The sequence below is a fragment of the Xanthomonas maliensis genome, from assembly GCF_009192945.1.
Lineage (GTDB): Bacteria > Pseudomonadota > Gammaproteobacteria > Xanthomonadales > Xanthomonadaceae > Xanthomonas > Xanthomonas maliensis.
On sequence record NZ_NSET01000053.1, the window covers coordinates 1 to 22335 of the forward strand.

11 protein-coding genes are annotated in these 22335 nt (G+C 66.7%); 2 read left to right on the top strand and 9 right to left on the bottom strand.

Annotated elements, in window-relative coordinates:
• Positions 1-446 precede the first annotated feature (446 nt).
• The 4 genes from CKY51_RS16320 to ptsP form a co-directional block, all read right to left on the bottom strand.
• Entirely contained in the window at positions 447-1724 is a 1278-nt protein-coding gene (locus CKY51_RS16320; protein ID WP_170292341.1) for a carbohydrate porin, read from the bottom strand.
• Positions 1725-1908: 184 nt separating this feature from the next.
• Positions 1909-3645, bottom strand: a complete 1737-nt coding sequence (locus tag CKY51_RS16325; RefSeq protein WP_022974736.1) for a PTS fructose transporter subunit IIC — start codon at positions 3643-3645, stop codon at positions 1909-1911.
• A gap of 135 nt (positions 3646-3780) precedes the next feature.
• Positions 3781-4737: a 1-phosphofructokinase gene (pfkB, locus tag CKY51_RS16330; protein WP_022974735.1), complete on the bottom strand. Its 957-nt coding sequence runs from the start codon at positions 4735-4737 to the stop codon at positions 3781-3783.
• On the bottom strand, positions 4734-7250 hold the full coding sequence (gene ptsP, locus CKY51_RS16335; protein WP_022974734.1) for a phosphoenolpyruvate--protein phosphotransferase: 2517 nt from the start codon (positions 7248-7250) through the stop codon (positions 4734-4736). Before ptsP ends, pfkB begins: the two co-directional genes overlap by 4 nt.
• A gap of 159 nt (positions 7251-7409) precedes the next feature.
• Between ptsP and CKY51_RS16340 the strand changes: the two genes are divergently transcribed.
• Positions 7410-8405 (top strand): LacI family DNA-binding transcriptional regulator, encoded by a 996-nt coding sequence (locus CKY51_RS16340; protein ID WP_031341071.1) that lies wholly within the window; start codon positions 7410-7412, stop codon positions 8403-8405.
• Positions 8406-8745: 340 nt separating this feature from the next.
• On the opposite strand, the gene CKY51_RS16345 is transcribed toward CKY51_RS16340, so the two are convergent.
• From CKY51_RS16345 to CKY51_RS16355, 3 genes are read right to left on the bottom strand one after another with little or no spacing between them, the layout of a single operon-like run.
• Complete coding sequence (locus tag CKY51_RS16345; RefSeq protein WP_152249507.1) at positions 8746-11916, bottom strand: multidrug efflux RND transporter permease subunit; 3171 nt, start codon at positions 11914-11916, stop codon at positions 8746-8748.
• 12 nt (positions 11917-11928) lie between these two features.
• On the bottom strand, positions 11929-13230 hold the full coding sequence (locus CKY51_RS16350; protein WP_022974730.1) for an efflux RND transporter periplasmic adaptor subunit: 1302 nt from the start codon (positions 13228-13230) through the stop codon (positions 11929-11931).
• Positions 13231-13244: 14 nt separating this feature from the next.
• A complete protein-coding gene (locus CKY51_RS16355; protein WP_022974729.1) occupies positions 13245-13904 on the bottom strand; it encodes a TetR/AcrR family transcriptional regulator in 660 nt (219 codons plus the stop codon).
• A 277-nt stretch (positions 13905-14181) separates the two neighbouring features.
• On the opposite strand from CKY51_RS16355, the gene CKY51_RS16360 reads away from it, so the two are divergent.
• Positions 14182-19236, top strand: coding sequence for an NAD-glutamate dehydrogenase (locus CKY51_RS16360; RefSeq protein WP_022974728.1), 5055 nt, complete (start codon positions 14182-14184; stop codon positions 19234-19236).
• A 419-nt stretch (positions 19237-19655) separates the two neighbouring features.
• Here the strand turns inward: CKY51_RS16360 and CKY51_RS16365 are convergent, their stop codons facing one another.
• Both CKY51_RS16365 and CKY51_RS16370 read right to left on the bottom strand, forming a co-directional pair.
• Positions 19656-21086 carry a DHA2 family efflux MFS transporter permease subunit gene (locus CKY51_RS16365; protein WP_022974727.1) on the bottom strand — a complete coding sequence of 477 codons (1431 nt, stop codon included), beginning with the start codon at positions 21084-21086 and terminating at the stop codon, positions 19656-19658.
• A gap of 248 nt (positions 21087-21334) precedes the next feature.
• The gene (locus CKY51_RS16370; protein ID WP_022974726.1) at positions 21335-22324 is read right to left on the bottom strand and encodes a response regulator; all 990 of its coding nucleotides are present in this window, start codon (positions 22322-22324) and stop codon (positions 21335-21337) included.
• Positions 22325-22335 lie beyond the last annotated feature (11 nt).

Genomic DNA, 22335 nt, shown 5'->3' on the forward strand with positions numbered 1-22335 from the left:
GGCGCAAAATTCAGGCGCAGAGCTTTCGCCCCCTCCGGGGGCGAGTCACTTTTCTTTGCTTGTGCAAAGAAAAGTAACCAAAAGAAACACACCCCGTCCTCGCGCCTTCCGCGCCTACGGCGCTCCAGGTCCGCAAGTCCGGCAGAAATTTTTGTAAGGGACATCCCTGTCCCTTACAAAAACGCCGCGCATCCATGCGCGACGCCCTGCGGGTTGTATCTGCCGACCTTGCCGCTGCGGTATGGGGATCTGAAAAGCAGAGCACAGCAAAGCACACCACAGCAGAGCACAGCAGAGCACAGCACGGCAGACACGCCAGAGCACGGCAGAGCACGGCCTGGCCGAAGCATGGCAGCAGCAACGGCGGAGAAGCAGCGCTAACTAGCCGGCTCAATCCACATGAGGCCCTGCACTAGTGCCGCCGGTTCGACGCCCCACACTGCCCATTACAGATTCCAGTCGATCCGCATGCCGGCGATCAGCGCGTTCTTCAGATCGTTGGTGCGAGTCGGTTCGTTGAACTGGTCCGGGTGGATGATGTAATGCAGGTTGGGAGCGATGCGCAGGTGCTGGTTGATCTGGATGCCGTAGCTCAGCTCCATCATGATCTGGTTGTCATGGGGAACGCCGCTGCCGCCGGCCGAGGCGCGGGCCAGACGCAGGTTTTCCAGTGCTTCGTCGCTGTATTTCTGCTGGGTGATGACGAAGGCGATGTTGTCCTGCGGGCGGCTGGCGAAGGTGCCTTTCTGCACCAGGCCGAGCTGGATGAAATGGTCTTCGATCGCTTCTCCGCTGGTGCTCTTGAGCATTGCGCCGAACACCGTCAGGCCGCGATTGCTGCTCGGGTCGGGATTGGTGACCTGTTGCTCGAAGCGGGTGAACAGGCCCGAACGGCCTTGTTTATTGGCGTAGTCCAGACCAGTCAGCAAGGCGGGATTGCCGTTGCGGTCGCGCAACGGGTCGCGATAGTCGGAGTTGTCCTGCCAGCCACCCAGTTCGTACATCGCCGCCAGGCTGCCGTCGCCGCCCTTGTTCTTGTATCCGACCGCATACGGCACCACCACACCGGTGGTGTCGTTGGTGCTCCAGTTCAGGCCGTGCTGGCCGTCCTGCGCCTGGATCGGGTTGACCTCGTAGGCGCCGACATGCAGATAGACCTTCGGTGTGACCCAGGCGGTGGCATCGGCGGCCCAGCTGGACACCGGCCAGTAGGTGAAGTTGCTGGTGCGGAACACGAACGTGGGATTGCCGCAGGCCGAGTTGCCCTGGAAGTACTGACACAGGTCCGATCCGAGGAAATGGATGTTGGCCACCGTGCGGCCGGCTTCCAGTTCCAGGCGGTCGTTGAAGAGTTTCTGCACCAGGGTGAAGTTGGCCAGCCGGGTGCCCTGGCCGCCGTAGATTTCCTGCACCGAGGTGCTGTTGCCGATGCTGCTGTTGGCCAGGTTGGTGCCATGGCGGTTGGTCACGTACAGCTTGACCGTGGCGCCGTTCCAGCCGAACAGGCGCTGCAGGTCGACGTCGGTGCCGACCATCAGCTGGCCGGCATAGGCATCGCCGCTCTTGCGGCCACCATCGATCATCGACGCCGCTTCGCCGGTATAGCCCAGTTTGAGCTTGAAGGCATCGGTGGCGTCCTGGGCGTGGGCGAGTGGGGGCAGTGCCAAGGTCAGCGACAGGCACAACAGGCGGGGGCGGGTGAGACGAGCGGCGAGGGCAGTCATGGCAGGACTCCGTACGAAAAGGCGTGGCCGAGGCGGCGAACACGACAACAAAGGGGGGGGGGGCAGCCGCTGGCCGCGCACGTGCGTGCGCAACGCAGCGGTGGAACCGATCAATCGCGATGTGGGGCAGCGATCGGGCGCGTCGGACGCGCGGTGGATACGACGGGAACGGTGCGGCCGACGCTCAGGCGGCGTCGGCGACCGGTTTCTTCAGCAGCCGCAACGCGACCGCAGTGACGACCACACCGGCCAGCAGGGCGAGGATGTAAGCCGCCAGATGGGTCACGGCGTTGGGGATCAACAGCACGAAGATGCCGCCGTGCGGTGCCTTCAGTTCGGCGCCGACCGCCATCGACATCGCGCCGGCGACGGCCGAGCCGATCACCAGGGCGGGAATGGTGCGCAACGGGTCGCGCGCGGCATAGGGAATCGCACCCTCGGTGACGAACGCCAGCCCGAGCACGCCGGCAGCGGTGGCCGAGCCGCGCTCCTCGACGGTGAAGCGGTTGCGGAAGATCCAGGTCGCCAGGGCGATGCCCAGCGGTGGGGTCATGCCGGCAACCATGGCGGCCGCCATCGGGGTATACACCTGGCTGGCGATCAGGCCGGTGGAGAACGCATAGGCGGCCTTGTTGACCGGTCCGCCCATGTCGAAGGCCATCATGCCGCCGAGCAGCAGGCCGAGCAGCACGGCGCTGCTGCCCTGCATGCCGCGCAGCCAGGCGGTGAGCCAGGCCAGCAGGTCGGCCACCGGTTGCCCGAACACGTACATCATCGCCAGCCCGACCAGCAGCGTGCCCAGCACCGGCAGGATCAACACCGGCTTGAGCCCTTCCAGCGTGCGCGGCAGGCGGATATAGCGATTGAGCGCGGCCACGCCATAGCCGGCGATGAAACCGGCGATGATGCCGCCGAGGAAGCCGGCATTGAGATTGGCAGCGACCAGCCCACCGATCATGCCCGGTGCGATGCCGGGGCGATCGGCGATGGAGTAGGCGATGTAACCGGCCAGCGCCGGCACCATCAGGGTGAAGCCGGCCTTGGCGCCGATCTGGAACAACGACCAGGCCAGTGTGCCTTGGTGGGCGTCGTCGCCGGCATAGATGCCGCCGAGTGCGAACGCCAGCGCGATCAGCAGTCCGCCGGCAGTGACGAACGGCAGCATGAACGACACGCCGGTCATCAGGTGCTTGTAGGCGCCGGTGCGGCCGTTGCCTTTGCTCGTGCTGGTCACGGTGGCGGCACCGGTGGCGGTGTCGCCGTGCACGCTGGCCTCGGCCAACGCCTTGCGGATCAGGCCCTGGCCATCGTTGATCGCCGGCTTGGTGCCGCTCTTGAACAGGCGCTTGCCACCGAAGCGGGCCAGGTCGACCTCGCGGTCGGCCGCGATCAGCACCAGGTCGGCGGCGCGGATTTCCTCGTCGCTCAGTGCGTCTTGCGCGCCGACCGACCCTTGAGTTTCCACCCGGATCTGATGTCCCAGCGCCTTGGCGGCTTGTTGCAGGCCTTCGGCGGCCATGAAGGTGTGCGCAATGCCGGTCGGGCAGGAGGTGATGGCGACGATGCGCTGGCTGCCGGTCGGCGCTGCGGCGGGGGCGCTGGGCGTGGCTGTGCCAGACGCGGGAGCGAAGCGGGCCAGCGCGCCGGGCGGATCGTCCAGCACCGCGCCCAGGCTCAACGTCAGGATGGTTGCGCTGCCGAAACGCGCGGTCTCGGCCTGGTCGGCATCGCCGACGACCAACACCTGCGTTGCACTGCCGAGCACGTCGTCGGGCAATGCGCCGAGGACGCCCTGGTCGCTGCGGATCTCGATCGTCACGCTGCGCCCGTTGGCACTGGCGGCGCGTCGCAGCGCTTCGGCCGCTAGCACGGCCTCGGTAGTGCGTTCGCCAGCGGCGATGACCACGATGGAAGAGGACATGGCAAAACTCCTGCGGTAATGCGTTTGCCGATACAGCCGGCGGAGTGGAAGGTCAGGCCAGCGTCGGGCGCGTGCGGCCGTCTGGCGTGGCGACGGTGGCGCCAGATCGGCAACAACGTGCGAGCCGCAACGTGTTCACGCCAGCGGCTCGATCAGCACGCCGCTGGCGGCGTGGCGCACGTCATCGGCGGCGATCCGGCGCGCGTCGCCGCTTTCCAGCCGGCACAGCGAGAACGCCGTCGCCAGGCGCGCGCAGCGTTCCAGGTCGGCAGCGTCGTCGCGCAGTGCCGCGGCGAGCCCGGCGACCATCGCATCGCCAGCACCGACGCTGCTGCCATGCGCCATCCGCGGCGGGCGTGCCAGCAAGCGCTGCTCGCGCTGGACGAACAGCGCGCCGTCGGTGCCCAGGGAAATCGCCACCAACGCGATACCGCGCTCGATCAGCGCCTGCGCGGCGGCGATCAGGGCGGCATGGTCGGGGAGGGGATGGCCGGTCCAGGCCTCCAGTTCGTGTCGATTGGGCTTGACCGCATACGGCAAGGCGCCGCGGGCGGCAGCGAGCGCCGTCACCAGCGGCACGCCGCTGGTATCCAGCAGCACGCGCGCGCCAGCGCTGGCGGCCTGCGCCTGCAACTGCGCCCAGCTATCGTCCGGCAGGCCGGATGGCAGGCTGCCGGACAGCACCACCGGAATCCCGGGGCGCAGCAGTGGCGCCAACTGATCGGCCACCTCGCGCAGGTGGTTGGTCGTGAGCTGCAGGCCGGGCAGGTTGATGTCGGTGGTTTCGTTGGACTGCGTCTGCACCAGCTTGAGGTTGGTGCGCGTCTCGCCACTGACGCGCTGGCAGCGATCGACGATGCCGCGCTCGCGAAACAAGGCTTCGAACACGCCGGCGTTACCTGCGCCGAGCACGCCCAGCGCAGCGACCGACAGGCCCCAGTCGGCCAGGCAGGCGGCGACGTTGATGCCCTTGCCGCCGGCATCGTTGCGGGCGCGCTCGGCACGATGCACCGCGCCCGGCTGCAACTGCGCCAGCGTGATGGTCTGGTCGATCGCCGGATTGAGGGTGACGGTGACGGCTTGCGGGTTCATGCCGCGTCCTCATGGCCGGCGTCCAACTGGCGCACCTGTTCGGCGGTCTCGCACGCCAGCGCGCGTTCGGCCAGCTGCTGCAACTGCGTCAACGCACGATTGCGCAGGCGCGCCTTCACCGCCGGGATGTCATTGGGGGTCATCGACAGCTCCTGCACGCCCAACCCGGCCAGCAGGCTGGCGCCGAACGGATCGCCGGCCAATCCGCCGCACACGCCGACCCAACGCGCATGCAGGCGCGCGCCTTCGATGGTGCTGCGGATCATCCGCAGCACTGCCGGATGCAGGCTGTCGGCCTCGGCGGCCAGGTCCGGATTCTGGCGGTCGATCGCCAGCACGTACTGGGTGAGATCGTTGGTGCCGATGGAGAAAAAGTCCGCATGCCGCGCCAGCACGTCGGCCTGGGCAGCGGCAGCGGGAACTTCGATCATGATGCCGATCGGCAGTTCCGGTGCATCCAGCTCGCTGCGGATGCGCGCGCAGATCTCGCGCAGGCTCACCAGCTCCGGCACCGACGTGATCATCGGGAACATGATCGACAGCCGCGCGCCATCCTTGGCCGCGCGATACAGCGCGCGCAGTTGCGGCTCCAGCAGGTCGGGGCGACGCAGCAGCAGGCGCGCCCCGCGCACACCGAGGAAGGGGTTCTCTTCGTGCGGCAACTCCAGATGCGCCACCTGCTTGTCGCCGCCGATGTCCAGTGCCCGCACGATCAGCGGGCGGCCATCGAGCGCCTGCGCCATCGCCCGGTAGGTCTGGTACTGCTCGTCCTCGGTCGGGGTGCTGCCACGCTCGATGAACAGGAATTCGGTTCGCATCAGACCGACGCCCTCGGCGCCCTGGGCCAACGCCATGGCGACCTGCTCGGGCAGATTGACGTTGGCGCCGATGTCGATGTGATGGTCGTCGGTGGTGGTGGCGGGCAGGGCGCGCTGCGCGGCCTCGCGCTCGCGAATCGCCTGCTGCTCGGCGATATGCGTGCGTGCCGCCTCCAGGTCCTGCGCGGATGGATCGAGGTACAGGCGTCCGCTGCTGCCGTCGATGATGGCGGTGACGCCGTCGTCGATGTCGAGCAGCTGTCCGCCAGCGGCGACCAGTGCCGGCAGGCCGAGCGTGCGCGAGAGGATGGCGGTATGCGAGGTGGGGCCGCCTTGCGCGGTGGCCAGGCCGTGCACGCGTGCGGTGTCCAGATTGGCGGTGTCCGATGGCGACAGGTCGCTGGCCAGCAGGATGCAGGGTTCGGCGGGCAGATCGCTCAGTCCGGTACCGGCCGCGGATGGATCGAGTTGCGCCAACACGCGGCGACCGACATCGCGCAGATCGGCGGCGCGGCCGGCCAGCACCGGATTGCCGAGCGCGGCCAGTCCGGAGGCGATCTGTTCGACCGCCTGATGCCACGACCAGGCCACGCCATGGCCTTCGACCATCAGCTGACAGGTGCGGGTGATCAGATCGGTGTCGTTGAGCAGCTCGGCCTGCGCCTTGAAGATGGCCGCGTCCGAGGCGCCCAGTCGGCGCTGGGTGTCGTCCTGTAACGCCGCAAGTTGCGCGCGCGTCGTGCTCAGCGCGTCGTGCAGCAGGGCACCGCCGTCGCCCAGGCCGATCGGTTGGTCGGCGACGTCGGTTTGCGCTGCGCGCAGCCGATGCACGATGCCGATGGCCACGCCCGGGCTGGCGCCGATGCCGACGATGGCCGGCTGCGCCTGCGGCGGCGTCCAGCCCGCCACCGGTGCCGCACGTCGTTGCGCGGCGCGTTCGGCGTCGGTCTTTTCCTGCGCAGTCAGACCGTCCATCACCGCGCGCAAGCGCTGCAGCAGCGCCGTCGCATCGGCGCCCTCGGCCGAGACGGTGATGCTGTCGCCAGCGCGCAGTCCCAGCTGCAGCAGGCCAACCAGGCTCTTGGCATCGGCGAGCTGGTCGCCGGCGCGGACCTGCGCACGCGCGGAAAATCCGCGTGCAGTCTCGGCCCAGCGCGTGGCCGGGCGCGCATGCAGGCCGCTGGGGTAGCTGATGGTCCATTCGAAGCGTTCGACCAGATCGCTGACCGGGCCGGCACTGGGGGCGGCCGCGCTGTCCTCGGTCAGCGCGGCGATGATCGCGCTCGCATCGTCGGTCGTGAACAAGGTTTCCAGTCGAGCCGGATCCTGCAGCAGTCGCGTCAGCCGGCGCAGCAAGGTGATGTGGGTATCGGACTGGGCGGCGATGCCGACCACCAGGCGCGTGGTCTGGCCCGGATTCCACTCGACCCCGTCGGGCAGTTGCAGTACCGCGATGCCGTCGCGACGCACCAGGTGGCGGTCGTCGCCGACGCCGTGCGGAATGGCCAAGCCATGGCCCAGGAAGGTATTCGCCAGGCCCTCGCGCTTGCGCATGCTGGCCTCGTAACCCGGCGCGACGCAGCCGGCGGCGACCAGCAGTTGTGCGGCCTGGGCGATGGCATCGTCCTTGTCGCGGGCGTGCGCGCGCAGGCGGACCAGGTCGGAACTGACGGGGGCGGGGGACGGAGAGGACAAGGCAGGCTCCGGTAGGGTCTGGCTGGGAAGTATAGTGGGAACGTTCCCACAGATCAGGTCAATGTGCAGTGCACAAAACGTCGCTAATACTTTCAGGTTAGCATCGGGTCCTTGGCAGGGCTCGGCTTAAGGCGCGTAGAAGGAGTGGGAACGGTCCCGGTGAGTATCAGCATCAATGACGTGGCTCGCGTGGCGGGCGTGTCCAAATCCACGGTGTCGCGGGCGCTGGGCAATGGTCCGGTCAGCGATGAGGTGCGCGCCAAGGTGGAAGCGGCGGTACGCCAGACGGGTTACCGGCCCAATCTGATGGCGCGACGCCTGCGCTCGCAGCACTCCGGCATCCTCGGCGTGATCGTGGCCGACATCCGCAATCCGTACTTCACTGCGTTGATCCGCGCAGTGGAAGAGGTCGCCTACAAGGCCGGTATGCGCGTCACTCTGTGCAACACCGATGAAGATCCCGAGCGCGAGGCGCTCTACCTGCAACTGATGCAGGAAGAACGCATCACCGGGCTGATCTTTGCGCCGACCCGAGTCACCGTTGGACGCCTGCACGAGTTGGCACTCGACTATCCGACCGTGCTGGTCGATCGTGCTGGCCCGGGCAGTCGCCACGACAGCGTGGTGCTCGACAACGCGGCGGCCATGGGCGAATTGGTCGCGCATCTGCAGGTGCAGGGCTATCGGCGCATCGGCGGCTTGTTCGGCAGCACCAGTACCACTGCGGCCGAGCGTCGCGATGGCTATCTGGCGGCAATGCGGGCCCAAGGCCTGGTGCCGGACTATCGCGAGGTGGCGCCGACCGCCGAAGCCGCCATCGCCGAAGTCAGCCAGTGGTTGTCCGGCCCGCAGCGCCCAGAGGCCATCGTCGCCAGCAACAGCCTGTTGTTGATGGGGGCGCTGAAGGCCGCACGCACCGCCGGCTTGCGCTTGCCGCACGACCTGGCGCTGGCAGGCTTCGACAACGAACGCTGGACCGATCTCGTCGAGCCGGGCATCACCGTGGTCGAGCAACCGGTCGAAGACATGGGGCGGGCAGCGATGTCGTTGCTGCTGGATCGGCTAAGCAATCCGCAATTGCCGATTCGCCGCATGGTCATGACCGGGCGCTGTGTGGTGCGTGGGTCTACCGGTGCGCGTGCGCCGGGCGTGTAGAGCAGTGGCGGGAGGCTGTTGGGTGCGGTGGGTTTGACGGTCATGCGTTCGCGCCCGGGTGCGCTCCTACGATGGCTATCTGCGCGCGTTGCGGACCTGCGCGATGCCGGCAGACCGGAGTTGTCACGGAGCGTGATGGTTCAGGTCATCGCGCCGATCACCGCAACCTGGCCGACCATCGCACCTTCGTAGGAGCGCACCCATGCGCGACGTGCGGGATCGGTCATGCGTCGCGCCCGGGTGCGCTCCTACGAGGGGGCGGAGTCGAAACGGCTTGCTAGGATGCCGCACAAAAAAGCCCCGGCATTGCCGGGGCTTTTGATTGGCAGCGATGCCTGACTCAGCGATCCGGACGATGGTTGCCGGTATCGCCTTGGCGCTCGAGGTACTCCTTGGACTGATTGTCCAACTTGTCGCCCAGCATGCGCCGCACCACCACGAAGAACAGCGGGATGAAGATCACGCCGAGCACGGTGGCGAACACCATGCCGCCGATCACGCCGGTACCGATGGAGTGACGCGAGTTGGCGCCAGCGCCGCTGGAGATGGCCAGCGGCAGCACACCCAGGATGAAGGCGAACGAGGTCATCAGGATCGGGCGGAAGCGCAGGTGCGCTGCCTCCAGTGTCGCCTCGCGCAAGGTCTTGCCCGCGGCCCGTTGCTCCACCGCGAACTCGACGATCAGGATGGCGTTCTTGGCCGCCAGGCCGATCACCGTGATCATGCCGATCTTGAAGTACAGGTCGTTCGGCAGGCCGCGCAGCATCGAGAAGGTGATCGCGCCCAACACGCCGATCGGCACCACCAGCAGCACCGCCACCGGGATCGACCAGCTCTCGTACAACGCCGCCAGGCACAGGAACACCACCACCACCGACAGCGCGAGCAGTAACGTGGCTGCGTTGCCGGCGATGATTTCCTGATACGACATGCCGCTCCAGTCGAAACCGAAGCCCGGTGGCAGATCGTTGTTGACGATGTCTTCCATCGCCGCCATCGCCTGGCCGGAACTGCCGCCCTGCGCCGGGTTGCCGACGATGTTCACCGCCGAGTAGCCGTTGTAGCGGTTCAACGCTGGCGAGGCGTAGGTCCACTCGGCCTTGACCACGTTGCTCAGCGGGATCATCGCCGGTTGGCCATCGGCCCCGGTGGCGGTGCTGCTGGGGCTGAAGAAGTTGCGCAGCGATTCCGGGCCGGTGCGATACGGATCGTCGGCGCGCATGTTGACGCGCTTGATGCGGCCCTCGGCGAAGTAGTCGTTGACGTAGACCGGTGCCAGCATCAGCTGGATCGAGCTATAGATGTCGCTGACTTCCAGGCCCATCGACTGCGCCTGGACGCGGTCCACGTGCAGCTGCAGCTGCGGCGAGTTCTCCAGTCCGTTCGGGCGCACGCCCATCACGGTGTCCTGCTTCTGCGCGGCCTTGCCCAGCACGATGTTGCGCGCATTGATCAGCGCCTCCTGGCCTGCACCGGAGCGGTCCTGCAGCCACATGTCGAAGCCGCCGAATTGCCCCAGGCCCTGCACGGTGGGCAGGTTGACCACGAAGATCTGCGCGCCCTTGATGCCGTAGAACATGCCGTTGAGTTGCTGGATCAAATCCGCGGCGTTGATGTCTCGCTCGTCCCAGGGCTTGAGCCGGATGAAGCCCATGCCGACGTTTTCGCCCGAGCCCAGGAAGCTGAAGCCGGCGATCTGCAGCATGCCTTCCACTGCCGGTTGCTTGTCCAGCACGCCGCGCATCTGCGCGAACACCTCGTTGGTGCGGATCTTGGTCGCGCCCGGCGGCAACTGCACGATCGCCAGCGCAAAGCCCTGATCCTCTTCCGGCAGGAAGCTGCCGGGCATGCGGGTGAACAGGAAGCCGCACAGCGCCACCAGCACCACGAACAGCACCATCCAGCGCGGCGAACGCTTGAGGGTGTGGCCAACCACGCCGACGTAGCGGTGCGCCAGCTTGTCGTAATACTTGTCGAAGGTGCGGAAGACCCAGTTTTTCTTATCGGCGTGGGTGGACTTGAGGAAAGCTGCGCACAGGGCCGGAGTGAAGCTCAGCGCCAGGAACGCGGAGAAGCCCATCGACATGGCGATGGTCAAGGCGAACTGCTTGTAGATCGCGCCCGAGGCGCCCGGCTGCATCGCCGAGGGGATGAACACCGCCGCCAGCACCACGGTGATGGCCACCACCGCACCGGTGATCTGGGTCATCGCCTTCTGGGTGGCTGCCTTCGGCTCCAGATGCTCCTCGCTCATGATGCGTTCGACGTTCTCGATCACCACGATCGCGTCGTCCACCACGATGCCGATCGCCAACACCATCGCGAACAGCGTCAGCTGGTTGATGGTGAAGCCGATGACGAACATGCCGAAGAAGGTGCCCAGCAGCGCCACCGGGATCACCAGGGTCGGGATAACCGTGGCGCGGAAGTTCTGCAGGAACAGCAGCATCACCAGGAACACCAGCACGATGGCCTCGACCAGCGTGTGCACCACTTCCTCGATGGAGATACGCACGAAGGTGGTGGATTCGTAGGGCGCGAACCAGGTCACGCCCTGCGGGAAGGTGGCCTGCAGCTCGTCCAGCTTGGCGCCGACCGCCTCGGAGACGCTCAGTGCATTGGCGCCCGGCAGCAGCTGGATACCGAAGGCACCGGTGGGCTTACCGTTGTACTGGGTGTCGAAGCCGTAGTTGGACGGACCGATCGTCACCCGCGCCACGTCCTTCAGATGAACGGTGGCACCGTTGTTGTCGGTGCGCAGGATGATGTTCTCGAACTGTTCCGGCGAGCTGAAGCGTCCTTCGGCCGAGACCGTGGCGGTGAAGCTGATGCCGTCCGGCGTCGGGTCGGCGCCGATCGCACCCGCGGCGAACTGCACGTTCTGGTTGCGCACCGCGGTCAGCACCTGGGTCGCCGACAGGTTGTAGCCCTGCAGCTTCTCCGGGTTCAACCAGATGTTCATCGCATACTCGGCGCCGAACTGGTTGGTGCTGCCGACGCCGGGCACGCGCGAGATCTGTTCGAGCACGCGCGAACCGACGATGTCGTTGAGCGCATCGCGGTCGATCGACGGGTTGTCCGAGCGCAGCGCGGCCACCATCAGGAAGCCGGCATTGGCCTTGGCCACGATCACGCCTTGTTGCGTGACTTCCGAGGGCAGGCGCGGCGTGGCCAGCGACACCTTGTTCTGCACCTGTACCTGAGCGATGTCCGCGTCGGTACCGGTTTCGAAGGTCAAGGTGATGGTGACGCGACCATTGGAGGCCGACGAGGAGTTGAAGTACAGCAGGTGGTCGATACCGGTGAGCTGCTGCTCGATGACCTGCGTCACCGCCTTTTCGGCGGTGTCGGCGCTGGCGCCGGGGAAGTTGGCGGTGACGGTGACCTGCGGCGGGGCGATCGTCGGATACGACTCGATACCGAGATTCAGGATCGAGATCACGCCAGCCAGCGAGATCAGGATCGCCACCACCCAGGCAAAGACCGGGTGTTCGATGAAAAACTTAGGCATGGCGGGCTTCCGTCACTGCTGCTTGGACTGGGAGTCGGACGGCTTTGCCGCCTGATCCTGCTGGGGCGGGGTCTGCGCGGCCGGCGCAGCGCTGTCGGCCTTGTCGGCCGGAGCGGCCTGGCCGTTGCCGGGCTGCGCCGCGCCGGGCGCACCCGGCGCACCGGGCTGGCCACCGGCAGCCGGCTTGTTCGGATCCCACGGCACGCCCTTGGCGGGTTCGCCTTCCTTGGCCTTTTGCACGCCATCGACGATGACCTGGTCGCCGGCCGCCATGCCGCCGGTGACGATCCACTGCCCGCGCTGCTGGCCGTCGATGCTGAGATTCTTGCGCGCCACCTTGCCGTCCTTGCCCAGCACCAGCGCATAGGCGCCGATCGCGTCGCGCTGCACCGCCTGCTGCGGCAGCAGGAAGGCGTTGTTGCGCTCGCCCAGGTTGGCGCGGAAGGTCACGAAGGCGCCCGGCAGCAACGACAGCTCCGGGTTGGGCAGGGTCGCACGCAGCGACACCGCGCCCGTGCTCGGATCGACCGTCACCGCCGACACGTCCAAGGTGCCCGGATGCGGGTATTGCGTGCCATCGCCCAGCTCCACGTTGATGGTGGACTTGCCATCGCCGCTCAACTGCACCCGCCCGCTGCTCTGCGCCTGGCGCAAAGCGGCCAGCTCTTCGCTGCTCATGGCGAAGTTGACGTACAGCGGATCGATCTGGTCGACCGTGGTCAACAAGGTGGCCTCACCGGAGCCGACCAACGCGCCTTCGGTCACCCGCTGGATGCCGGCACGGCCGGTGATCGGCGAGGTGACGGTGGCGAAGCCGAGTTGGATGCGGGCGGACTCGACCGCGCCGCGCGCCTGCTGCACGTTGGCGCCGGTGGAGCGCTCGTTGGCCTCGGCGGTATCGATGTCCGCGCGCGACACGTACTGCTGCGGCGCCAGGCTACGTGCGCGCTGGGCAGCGACCTTGGCGTTGGCGTAGTTGGCTTCGGCGGCGGCCAGCTGGCCCTGTGCCTGCAGCAGGGTCGCCTTCAACGGAGCCGGGTCGATCTGGAACAACGGCTGGCCTTCCTTGACGTCGGTGCCTTCGGTGTACAGGCGCTTGAGCACCACACCGTCGACACGCGCACGCACGTCGGCCGAGCGGTAGGCCGACAGCCGGCCGACCAGGTCGCGCTCCAGCGGCAGCGTCTGCGGCTTCATCTCCAGCACCGAGACTTGCGGCGGCGGCGGGGCCTGCTGTTGGTCGGGCTTGCTGCAGGCAGCCAGCGCCACGGTGATGGCACAGGCCAGGCCGAGTGTGCGGAGCGGGGCAATCATCGGGAGGAACTCCGTTAGGGTCTTGTAGTGAAAGAGAGGCGCGGGGACTGCGGGGGCGTGGCAGCGACCGCGGCGAAGGCGTGCAGGAAGCTGTCGACGGCGAACCGCGCCCAGCGCTGCCGGGCCCGCAGGCTGGCGCGGTGGGGCACCTGGAAGCGCCGACGATCGAAATCCAACCCGACGATCATGCTCAGCAACAGCTCGGCCATGCAGTGCGGATCGTCATGCCGCAACTGGCCGGCGGCCATCGCCTGCGCGAGCCGCCGCGCCAGACCGTGCTGCATGCCGATGACACCATCCTGGAACAGCTGCCGCGCCTGCTCGGGGAACCGTGGCGATTCGGCTTCCACCAGCCGGCATGTCTGTAGCACATCGGGGCGGTTGAGACGGTCAAGATGGGCCTGCGCGAAGGCCAGCAGGTCGCCTCGCAGGTCGCCCTCGTTGGCGCCAAGCGGAACGGTCGCCAGGCGGACATAGTCGTTGAAGACATCCCGCAGCAGGTTTTCCTTGCTGCCGTAATGGCTGTAAAGGGTCTGCTTGGAGCAGCCGGCGCGCCGGGCCACCGACTCCATGCTCATGCGCATGCCACGTTCGGCCAGCAGCGCATGCACGGCGGCATGGATGCGGCGATCGTAGTCCGAGCGCTTGTCAGCACGGGGCTGGGTGGTGGCCATGGCGGTAGACTATACCGTCCAGTTTAGTTTTTAAACAGCCTTGACGACGGCCTTCGTCTCTGTACAACAAGGACATCAAACCCAGGTGCCGCAGGGCTTTGCCGGATCTGGCCGTTCGTCGCGCTTCGGCGTTCCCGGCGGTGGCCCTTGATCCGCAGACCGCTGATATCCGGACGTTGCACGATGGCGCGGACTGTCCGGTTTCCGCTTTGCAGCACAGCGTCGTCAGCTTGCGACAGTACAATTCAGGTTTTCCACGAGCGTCACCAGCTCTCACATGACATCCAAGAAAGCCGCTTCGAAACCGTCCACGGCATCTGCAAAGACAGTCGCTGCGAAATCGTCCACGGCAACCGCCAAGGCGGCCCCGCCGGCCGCAGAGCGGGGTGCCCCGATCGTGGCCGGTACCCCCCAGGCCGTGGGCCTGGAGCCGGTGTTCGCCGCGCTGCGCAAGCGCTATCCGGCCGCCCGTCAAGCCGAGGTGCAGGCATTTGCGGCCGATTTCTATCGCCGCATGGAAGAAGACGAGTATCCCAACCATACGGCCGACGCCTGGGCCGCGCTGGCAGCGGACATGCTGGAGTTCGCGCGGGTGCGCAAGGCCGGTACGGTCAATGTGCGGGTGTTCAACCCGACCGTGAAGAGCCACGGCTACGAGTCGGCGCATACGGTGGTGCAGATCGTCAATGACGACATGCCGTTCCTGGTGGATTCGGTGAGCATGACGCTGGCCGACCTGGGCATCGGCGTGCATGTGCTGGGCCACCCGGTGCTGCGCATCGCGCGCGACAAGTCCGGCAAGCTCACCGCCGTGGGCGAGGGCAAGAGCGAGTCGCTGATGGTGCTGGAAGTGGACCGTCAGCCGGCCGAGGACATGCCCAAGGTGGAAGCGGCCATCCGCAAGGTGCTGGCCGAGGTGCGCGCGATCGTGCACGACTGGGCGGCGATGCGCGAGCGCATGGTCATGCTGGCCGACGATCTGGCGACCCGTCGTCTGCCGATCGACGACATCAGCCGGCATGAGGCGCAGGAATTCCTGCGCTGGGCCGCTGCCGACCACTTCACCTTCTTCGGTTACCGCGAGTACCGGGTAGAAAAGCAGGACGGCCAGGACGTACTGGCGCCGCTGGAAGAGACCGGTCTGGGCTTGTTGCGCGGGCGCGACACCTCGCCGGCGCGTCCGGTGACCACGCTGGCCGCGCATGGCCTGAATGCCTCGTCCAAGCGCAAGGACGCCCTGATCCTGACCAAGACCAATGCCCGTTCGCGCGTGCACCGGGTCGGTTACATGGATTACATCGGCATCCTGGAATTCGACGCCAAGGGTCGCATCGTCGGCGAGCAGCGCTTCCTGGGTCTGTTCACCTCCAGCGCCTACAACCGCCGGCCCTGGGAAATTCCGCTGGTGCGTCAGCGCCACGAATACGTGATGAGCAAGTCGGGGCTGACCCCGAGCAGCCACAGTGGCAAGGCCTTGCGCCACATCCTGGAAACGTTGCCGCGCGAGGAGCTGTTCCAGTCCAACGAGGAAGAGCTGTACCGCACCGCGATGGGCATCCTCGGGCTGCAGGAGCGCGTGCGCAGCCGCTTGTTCCTGCGTCGCGACAAGTACGGGCGTTTCATCTCGGCGCTGGTGTATATCCCGCGCGAACGCTTCAATACCGATGTGCGCTTGCGCATCGAAGCCTTGTTGAAGGATGCGCTGCACGGCGAATACATCGACTCCAGCGTGGTACTGGGCGAATCGCCGCTGGCACAGCTGCATCTGATCGTGCGCCCCAAGAGTGGCGAGGCGCTGGAGTTCGACACGACCGAACTCGAGTCGCGGCTGGCGCACCTGCTGCGCAACTGGCGCGATGCCCTGCGCGAAGCATTGGTTGCGCGACATGGCGAGGCCACTGGCCTGCGCATGGCGGCCAACTTCGGTCGCGCCTTGCCGGCGGGCTATATCGAAGATTCGTCGATCGAATCGGCGGTCTCCGACGTCGAGCATCTCGCCTCGCTGGACGGCCCGGACGATCTGCACCTGAGCCTGCAGGAAATCCGTCGCGACGACGGCATGCGTCTGGACGCGGGCGAAGGCCTGCGCCTGAAGCTGTACCGCCAGCTCGACGATATTCCGCTGTCCGATGCGATGCCGATGATGGAAAACATGGGCCTGCGGGTGATTTCCGAGCGGCCGTATCGGCTGCAGGTCGGCGACACCCCGGTCTACATCCAGGATTTCGAGGTCGAATCGACGTCCGGCAAGATCAATGCCGCACACGCCGATGCCAGCTTTGGCGAAGCGTTCGAGCGCATCTGGAACGGCGATGCCGAAAACGACGGCTTCAATCGCCTGATCCTGGCGGCCGGCCTGCATTGGCGCCAGGTGGCATTGCTGCGCGGCTACTGCAAGTACCTGCTGCAGACGGCGGTGCCGTTCTCGCAGGCCTACGTCGAAGCCACCTTCACCCGTTATCCGCTGCTGGCGCGCTTGCTGGTGGAACTGTTCGAGGCGCGCTTCGATCCATCCACCGGCAGCGAGACCAAAGCGCAGATCTTCGCCGGCCAGGAGCGCCTGCGCGAAGAACTGTCTGCGCTGGCAGGCAGCGACGAGGCAACGTTGAAGGCGCTGGATGCCGTGCTGGAAGCGCGCGGTGGTGATCGCAACGCGCAGCAGGATGCGACCCGCGCCACCTTGCTGAAGCTCATGGACCGCGTCTCCAGCCTGGACGAAGACCGCATCCTGCGCAGCTTCATCGATGTGATCGATGCGACTTTGCGTACCAACTATTACCAGACCGACAAGAGCGGCAAGCACGGCCATTGCATCAGCTTCAAGCTGGATTCGGCACGCGTGCCGGATCTGCCCAAGCCGCGTCCCTACCGCGAGATTTTCGTCTACGGCCCGCGCGTGGAAGGCGTGCACCTGCGCTTCGGTGCGGTGGCGCGTGGCGGCCTGCGCTGGTCTGACCGGCGCGAGGATTTCCGTACCGAGGTGCTGGGCCTGGTCAAGGCGCAGATGGTCAAGAACACCGTCATCGTGCCGGTGGGCGCCAAGGGCGGGTTCTACGTCAAGCGCTCGCCGGTCGGCGGCGATCGCGATGCGATCCAGGCCGAGGGCATCGCCTGCTACAAGCTCTTCATCCAGGGCCTGCTCGACATCACCGACAACATCGTCGGCGGCAAGATCGTGCCGCCGCCGCAGGTGGTGCGTCACGATCAGGACGACCCGTACCTGGTCGTTGCCGCCGACAAGGGCACCGCCACCTTCTCCGATATCGCCAATGGCCTGGCGCTGGATCACGGTTTCTGGCTCGGCGATGCGTTCGCCTCCGGCGGCTCGGTCGGTTACGACCACAAGGGCATGGGCATCACCGCGCGCGGCGCCTGGGAATCGGTCAAGCGCCACTTTCGCGCCATGGGCCGCGATTGCCAGAGCCAGGACTTCAGCGTGGTCGGCATCGGCGACATGTCCGGCGACGTGTTCGGCAACGGCATGTTGCTGTCGCGGCATATCCGCCTGCTGGCGGCGTTCGACCACCGTCACATCTTCCTGGATCCCAACCCGGATGCGGCAGCCTCGTTCGCCGAGCGCGAGCGCCTGTTCAAGCTGCCGCGTTCCAGCTGGGCCGACTACGACGCCAAGCTGATCAGCGCCGGTGGCGGCATCTATCCGCGCACGCTGAAATCGATCGATATCAGTGCACCGGTGCGCGAAGCGCTGGGTCTTGAGGCCAACGTCAAGCAGCTGTCGCCGAACGAACTGATGAACGCCATCCTCAAGGCGCCGGTGGACCTGTTCTGGAACGGCGGCATCGGCACCTACGTCAAGGCGGCCAGCGAGTCGCACGCCGATGTCGGCGATCGCGCCAACAACGGCCTGCGCGTCAATGGCGGCGAGTTGCGCTGCAAGGTGGTGGGCGAGGGCGGCAACCTGGGCCTGACCCAGCTGGGGCGTATCGAAGCGGCGCAGACCGGCGTGCTGCTCAACACCGACTTCATCGACAACTCGGCCGGCGTGGATACCTCCGATCACGAGGTCAACATCAAGATCCTGCTCAACGACATGGTGCAGGCCAAGAAGCTGACCTATGACGCGCGCAACAAGCTGCTGGCGTCGATGACCGACGAAGTGGCCGACCTGGTGCTGTGGGACAACTACCGGCAGAACCAGGCCATCAGCCTGATGGAGCGCATGAGCGTCAAGCGGCTGGGCTCCAAGCAGCATTTCATCCGCACGCTGGAACTGCAGGGCCTGCTGGACCGGCAGATCGAATTCCTGCCGTCCGATGCCGAGCTGTCGGCACGCAAGGCGCGTGGGCAGGGGCTGACCCGGCCGGAGCTGTCGGTGCTGCTGTCTTACTCCAAGCTGGTGGCGTTCCAGCAGCTGCTGGAATCGGACATTCCCGAAGACCCCTATCTGTCCAAGGAATTGCAGCGCTACTTCCCGCAGCCGCTGCAGAAGAAGTACGCCGATGCGATGGAGCGTCACCGCCTCAAGCGCGAGATCATCGCCACCGCGGTCACCAACACCACCATCAATCGCATGGGCGCCACCTTCCTGATGCGCATGCAGGAAGATACCGGCCGGAGCATCGGCGAGGTCGCCAAGGCCTATACCATCAGCCGCGAAACGCTGGATGCGCGCGCGCTGTGGACGCAGATCGATGCGCTGGACGGCAAGGTGCCCGAGTCCGTGCAGATCGATGCGCTGGAAGTGATCTGGCGTCTGCAACGCTCGTTCGTGCGTTGGTTGCTGCTGCGCCCGGGCCAGATGCCCGGCATCACCGCAGCGGTGGAGCGTTACCACGGACCGTTCAACGATATCCGCGTGGCATCCGGCGTGTTGTCCGATGCGCAGCGCCCGCAGTACGAAGCCAGCGTGCAGGAGTGGCAGGACAAGGGCCTGACCCCGGCACTGGCGCAGCAGTTGTCCGAACTGCGTTATCTGGAACCGGCCTTCGACATCATCGAAACCGCGCGCACCCGCAAGCTCAAGCCGGTGGAAGTGTCCAAGGTGCACTTCCGCCTGGGCGATGCACTGCGTTTGCCGTGGCTGTTCGAGCAGATCGACGCACTGGAGGTCAATGGTCGTTGGCACGCCGTCGCACGTGGCGTATTGCGCGACGAACTGGCCGCTCACCAGCGCGCCCTGGTGGGCCAGGTGCTGAGCATGTCCGGCAACAGCGCCGAGGCAAAGGTGGCCAACTGGATGCAGCGCGACGATTCCAGCCTGCGCTTCACCCTGGCCATGCTCGCCGATGTCGCCGAGCAGAAGACCCTGGACTATCCGACCGTGTCGGTGGCAGTGCAGCGTCTGGGACAACTGGCGGCGCACGGGGTGTAAGCGGCGGTACCGATGGCGAGGTCACACTCCGCATGATGCACGCACAGGCCGCCTACGGGCGGCCTGTGCGTAGGTGGGGTCTTGAGACTAAAACGGTGCAGGTCTGCCCACTGCTCGCATGCTGACTGCGATATCGACGTGCTAAGTGGGGCACCCTTGCCGATGATGTGGCAGTCCCCAGCCGTCGGTCATGTTCGATGCGAGCATGCGGCGATTTCAGGTGGCGCTGATCGCAGGCCAACGGGGCGCGATGATTTCAGGGCGCCGACGGATCGGTTCATCCGGTCCACAGCGGGCGCGGCCGACGCGGCCAATGGGGCGCGATCGCTACGTGGCCGACATCAGTGCGACAGGGCGCGCATTGATCAGGCCGTGCCCGCGCAGACACTGCAGCGCGGGTGCGGCCCACAAAGCCGCGCTCAGGCTCGATGCCCGCTCATTTCCTGCCCGGCATGCTTGTCGAAGCGCACATGCCACCAGGTGGCGCTGAGCGAGATCAGGCTGACCACACAGAAGGCCAGCGAGAAATCGCCTTGCTGCGGCTGTGCATGGCCGCCGGCCAGCATTGCCAGCTTGAGGATCATCGCGCCAGCACAGACGCCCACCGACAGCATCAGCTGTTGCAAGGTGGTGTACAGGCTGCTGGCGCGGCTCATGCGCGCGCTGGGCACGCTCTCGTAGGCGATGGTGTTGTAGGCGGCGAACTGGAACGACATGAAGGCGCCGCAGCACAGCAGCAGGCCGAAGATCAGCGCCGGCGGCCACTCTGGCCGGAACAACGCGCAGACCATGTAGCCCAGGCTGGCCAGCACACCGTTGCCGATCAGGCTATTGCGGTAGCCAAACCGCCGCAGTAGCCAGGGCGTGATGCTGCGCATCAGCAGTGCGCCCAGCGCAGTGGCCAGGATCAGCCGGCCGCTGTGCGCGGCGCTGAAGCCAAAACCGATCTGGAACAACAGCGGCAGCAGGAACGGTTGCGCGCCCTGGGTGATACGCATCAACGCACCGCCGATCACCGAGAGTCGGAACGAGTCGATACGCAGCAGGCTCAGGTCCAGCAGCGGCGCCGGATGCTGGTGGGCATGCCAGAGGTAGCCCAGCGCCGCGCTGGCGCCGATCGCCAGCAGCCAGCTGGCTGCGACCATGCCATCCTGCTGGCTGACCATTTCCAGCCCGAACAGCAGACAGCCCAGCGCAGTGCCGCACAGCGTGAAACCGCGCAGGTCGAAGCGTGTCGGTGCCGACTCGCTGGGTATGTCGGGAATGAAGCGCCGTACCAGCACAAAGCCGGCAATGCCGATCGGCACGTTGATATAGAAGATCCAGCGCCAGTCCAGATAGGTGACCAGCAGGCCGCCCAGCGGCGGGCCGAGCATCGGACCGACAAACGCCGGCACCAGCGTCCACGCCATCGCCGAAACCAGGTGGCGGCGCTCGACCGTGCGCAGCAGGATCAGTCGCCCCAATGGCGCCATCATCGCGCCGCCGGCGCCTTGCACCACGCGTGCGGCGACCATGGCCGGCAGACTGTCGGCCAGCGAGCACAGCAGCGAGCCGCCGACGAACACCCAGATCGAGGCGCTGAACACCCGTCGCAAGCCGAAGCGGTCGGCAATGGCGCCGCTGGCCGGAATCAGCACGGCCAGCGCGAGCAGGTAGCTGGTCATGGCGATGCTCATCGACGGCGCAGCCACGCCGAAGTCGCGCGCCAGGCTCGGCAGTGCCGTGGCAAGGACGGTGGCGTCCATCTGCTCCATGAAGATGGCGCAGGCCAGGATCAGCGAAATGAGGCGGTAGTCGGGGTAACGCGGCGGCGTTGCGACGCCGGACGCGGGGACGCTGGAAGACATCGGATCCTCGGTTGCCGGGTCGCGGCAGCGGCGCTGTCGAGCTGGGCGGCCCACGCCGCACGCGATTGTGCAGCGCAATATGTATAGTTTGTTCCTGTTGGAAACGCGCTTCAAGCCGCCATGGGGAAACGCTGTGTCGTTCGCACGTTCTGGCGTCGGGGAGCAGTGTCCGTTCAGCGCTCCCGACGTTGGAACCGCAGCCACCCACGCCTATGCGTGGAAGCGGACGCGACAGCGGGCCACGCCGCTCAGTGCGCTGTGGCGCGGTCCCAGGCGTCCTTGACCTGCTGAATCTGCGGCAGCGTGTGACGGAAACACTGCACCAGTCGCGGCTCCAACTGCTTGCCGGCCATGCTGTCGAGTTTGTGCAAGGCGTCTTCTACTGTCCACGGTGCCTTGTAGGCACGGCGCCCGCATAGCGCGTCGAACACGTCCGCCACCGCGACGATGCGCGCCGATTCGGGAATGGCTTCACCCACAAGCCCGTGCGGATAGCCGCTACCGTCCCAGCATTCGTGGTGGTGCAGTGCGATCTCGGCGGCCAGCTGGAACAATGGGCCGCGGCCGTGGCGCAGCAGGTCGTGGCCGACCTGTGGATGCTGCCGAACCACGAGGCGCTCCTGCTCGTCCAGCGCGTCGGGCTTGTGCAGGATGCTGCCCGGCACGGCGATCTTGCCGGCGTCGTGCAGCGGCGCGGCGTCTTCCAGCAGCTGCGCGCGCGGTGCCGGCCAGCCCACGGCCTCGGCCAGCACGCGCGCATACGCGGCCATGCGCCAGATGTGCGCGCCGGTATCGGCATCCTGGCCTTGGCCGGCCGTTCCCAGCAGATGGATGGCATCGCGATAGTGCTGGGCCATGCGTGCGTTGTCGGCCAGCTGCAGATGGGTGGCAATGCGCGCCTTGAGCAGCGGCGGCGAGTAGGGCTTGCCCACATAGTCGGCGGCGCCGGCTTCCAGTCCGGCGCGCTCGTCCTGCTCACCGCTGCGCCCGGTGACAAAGAGGATCGGGATCGCGGCGCTGTCCTGGGACTGCTTGAGCCGGCGCGCCACCGCGTAGCCGTCCATGTCGGGCAATTCGACATCGAGCAGGATCAGCGCTGGCGCATGCCGCGCCACGGCCTCCAGCGCTTCGCTCCCCGACTTGGCGAACACCAGCGCATAGTCCTCGCGCAGCAATTGGCGCAAGGTGGCCAGATTGCTGGGTTCGTCGTCGACGCACAGCAGGGGACGGGGCGGCATGGCGGATCCTT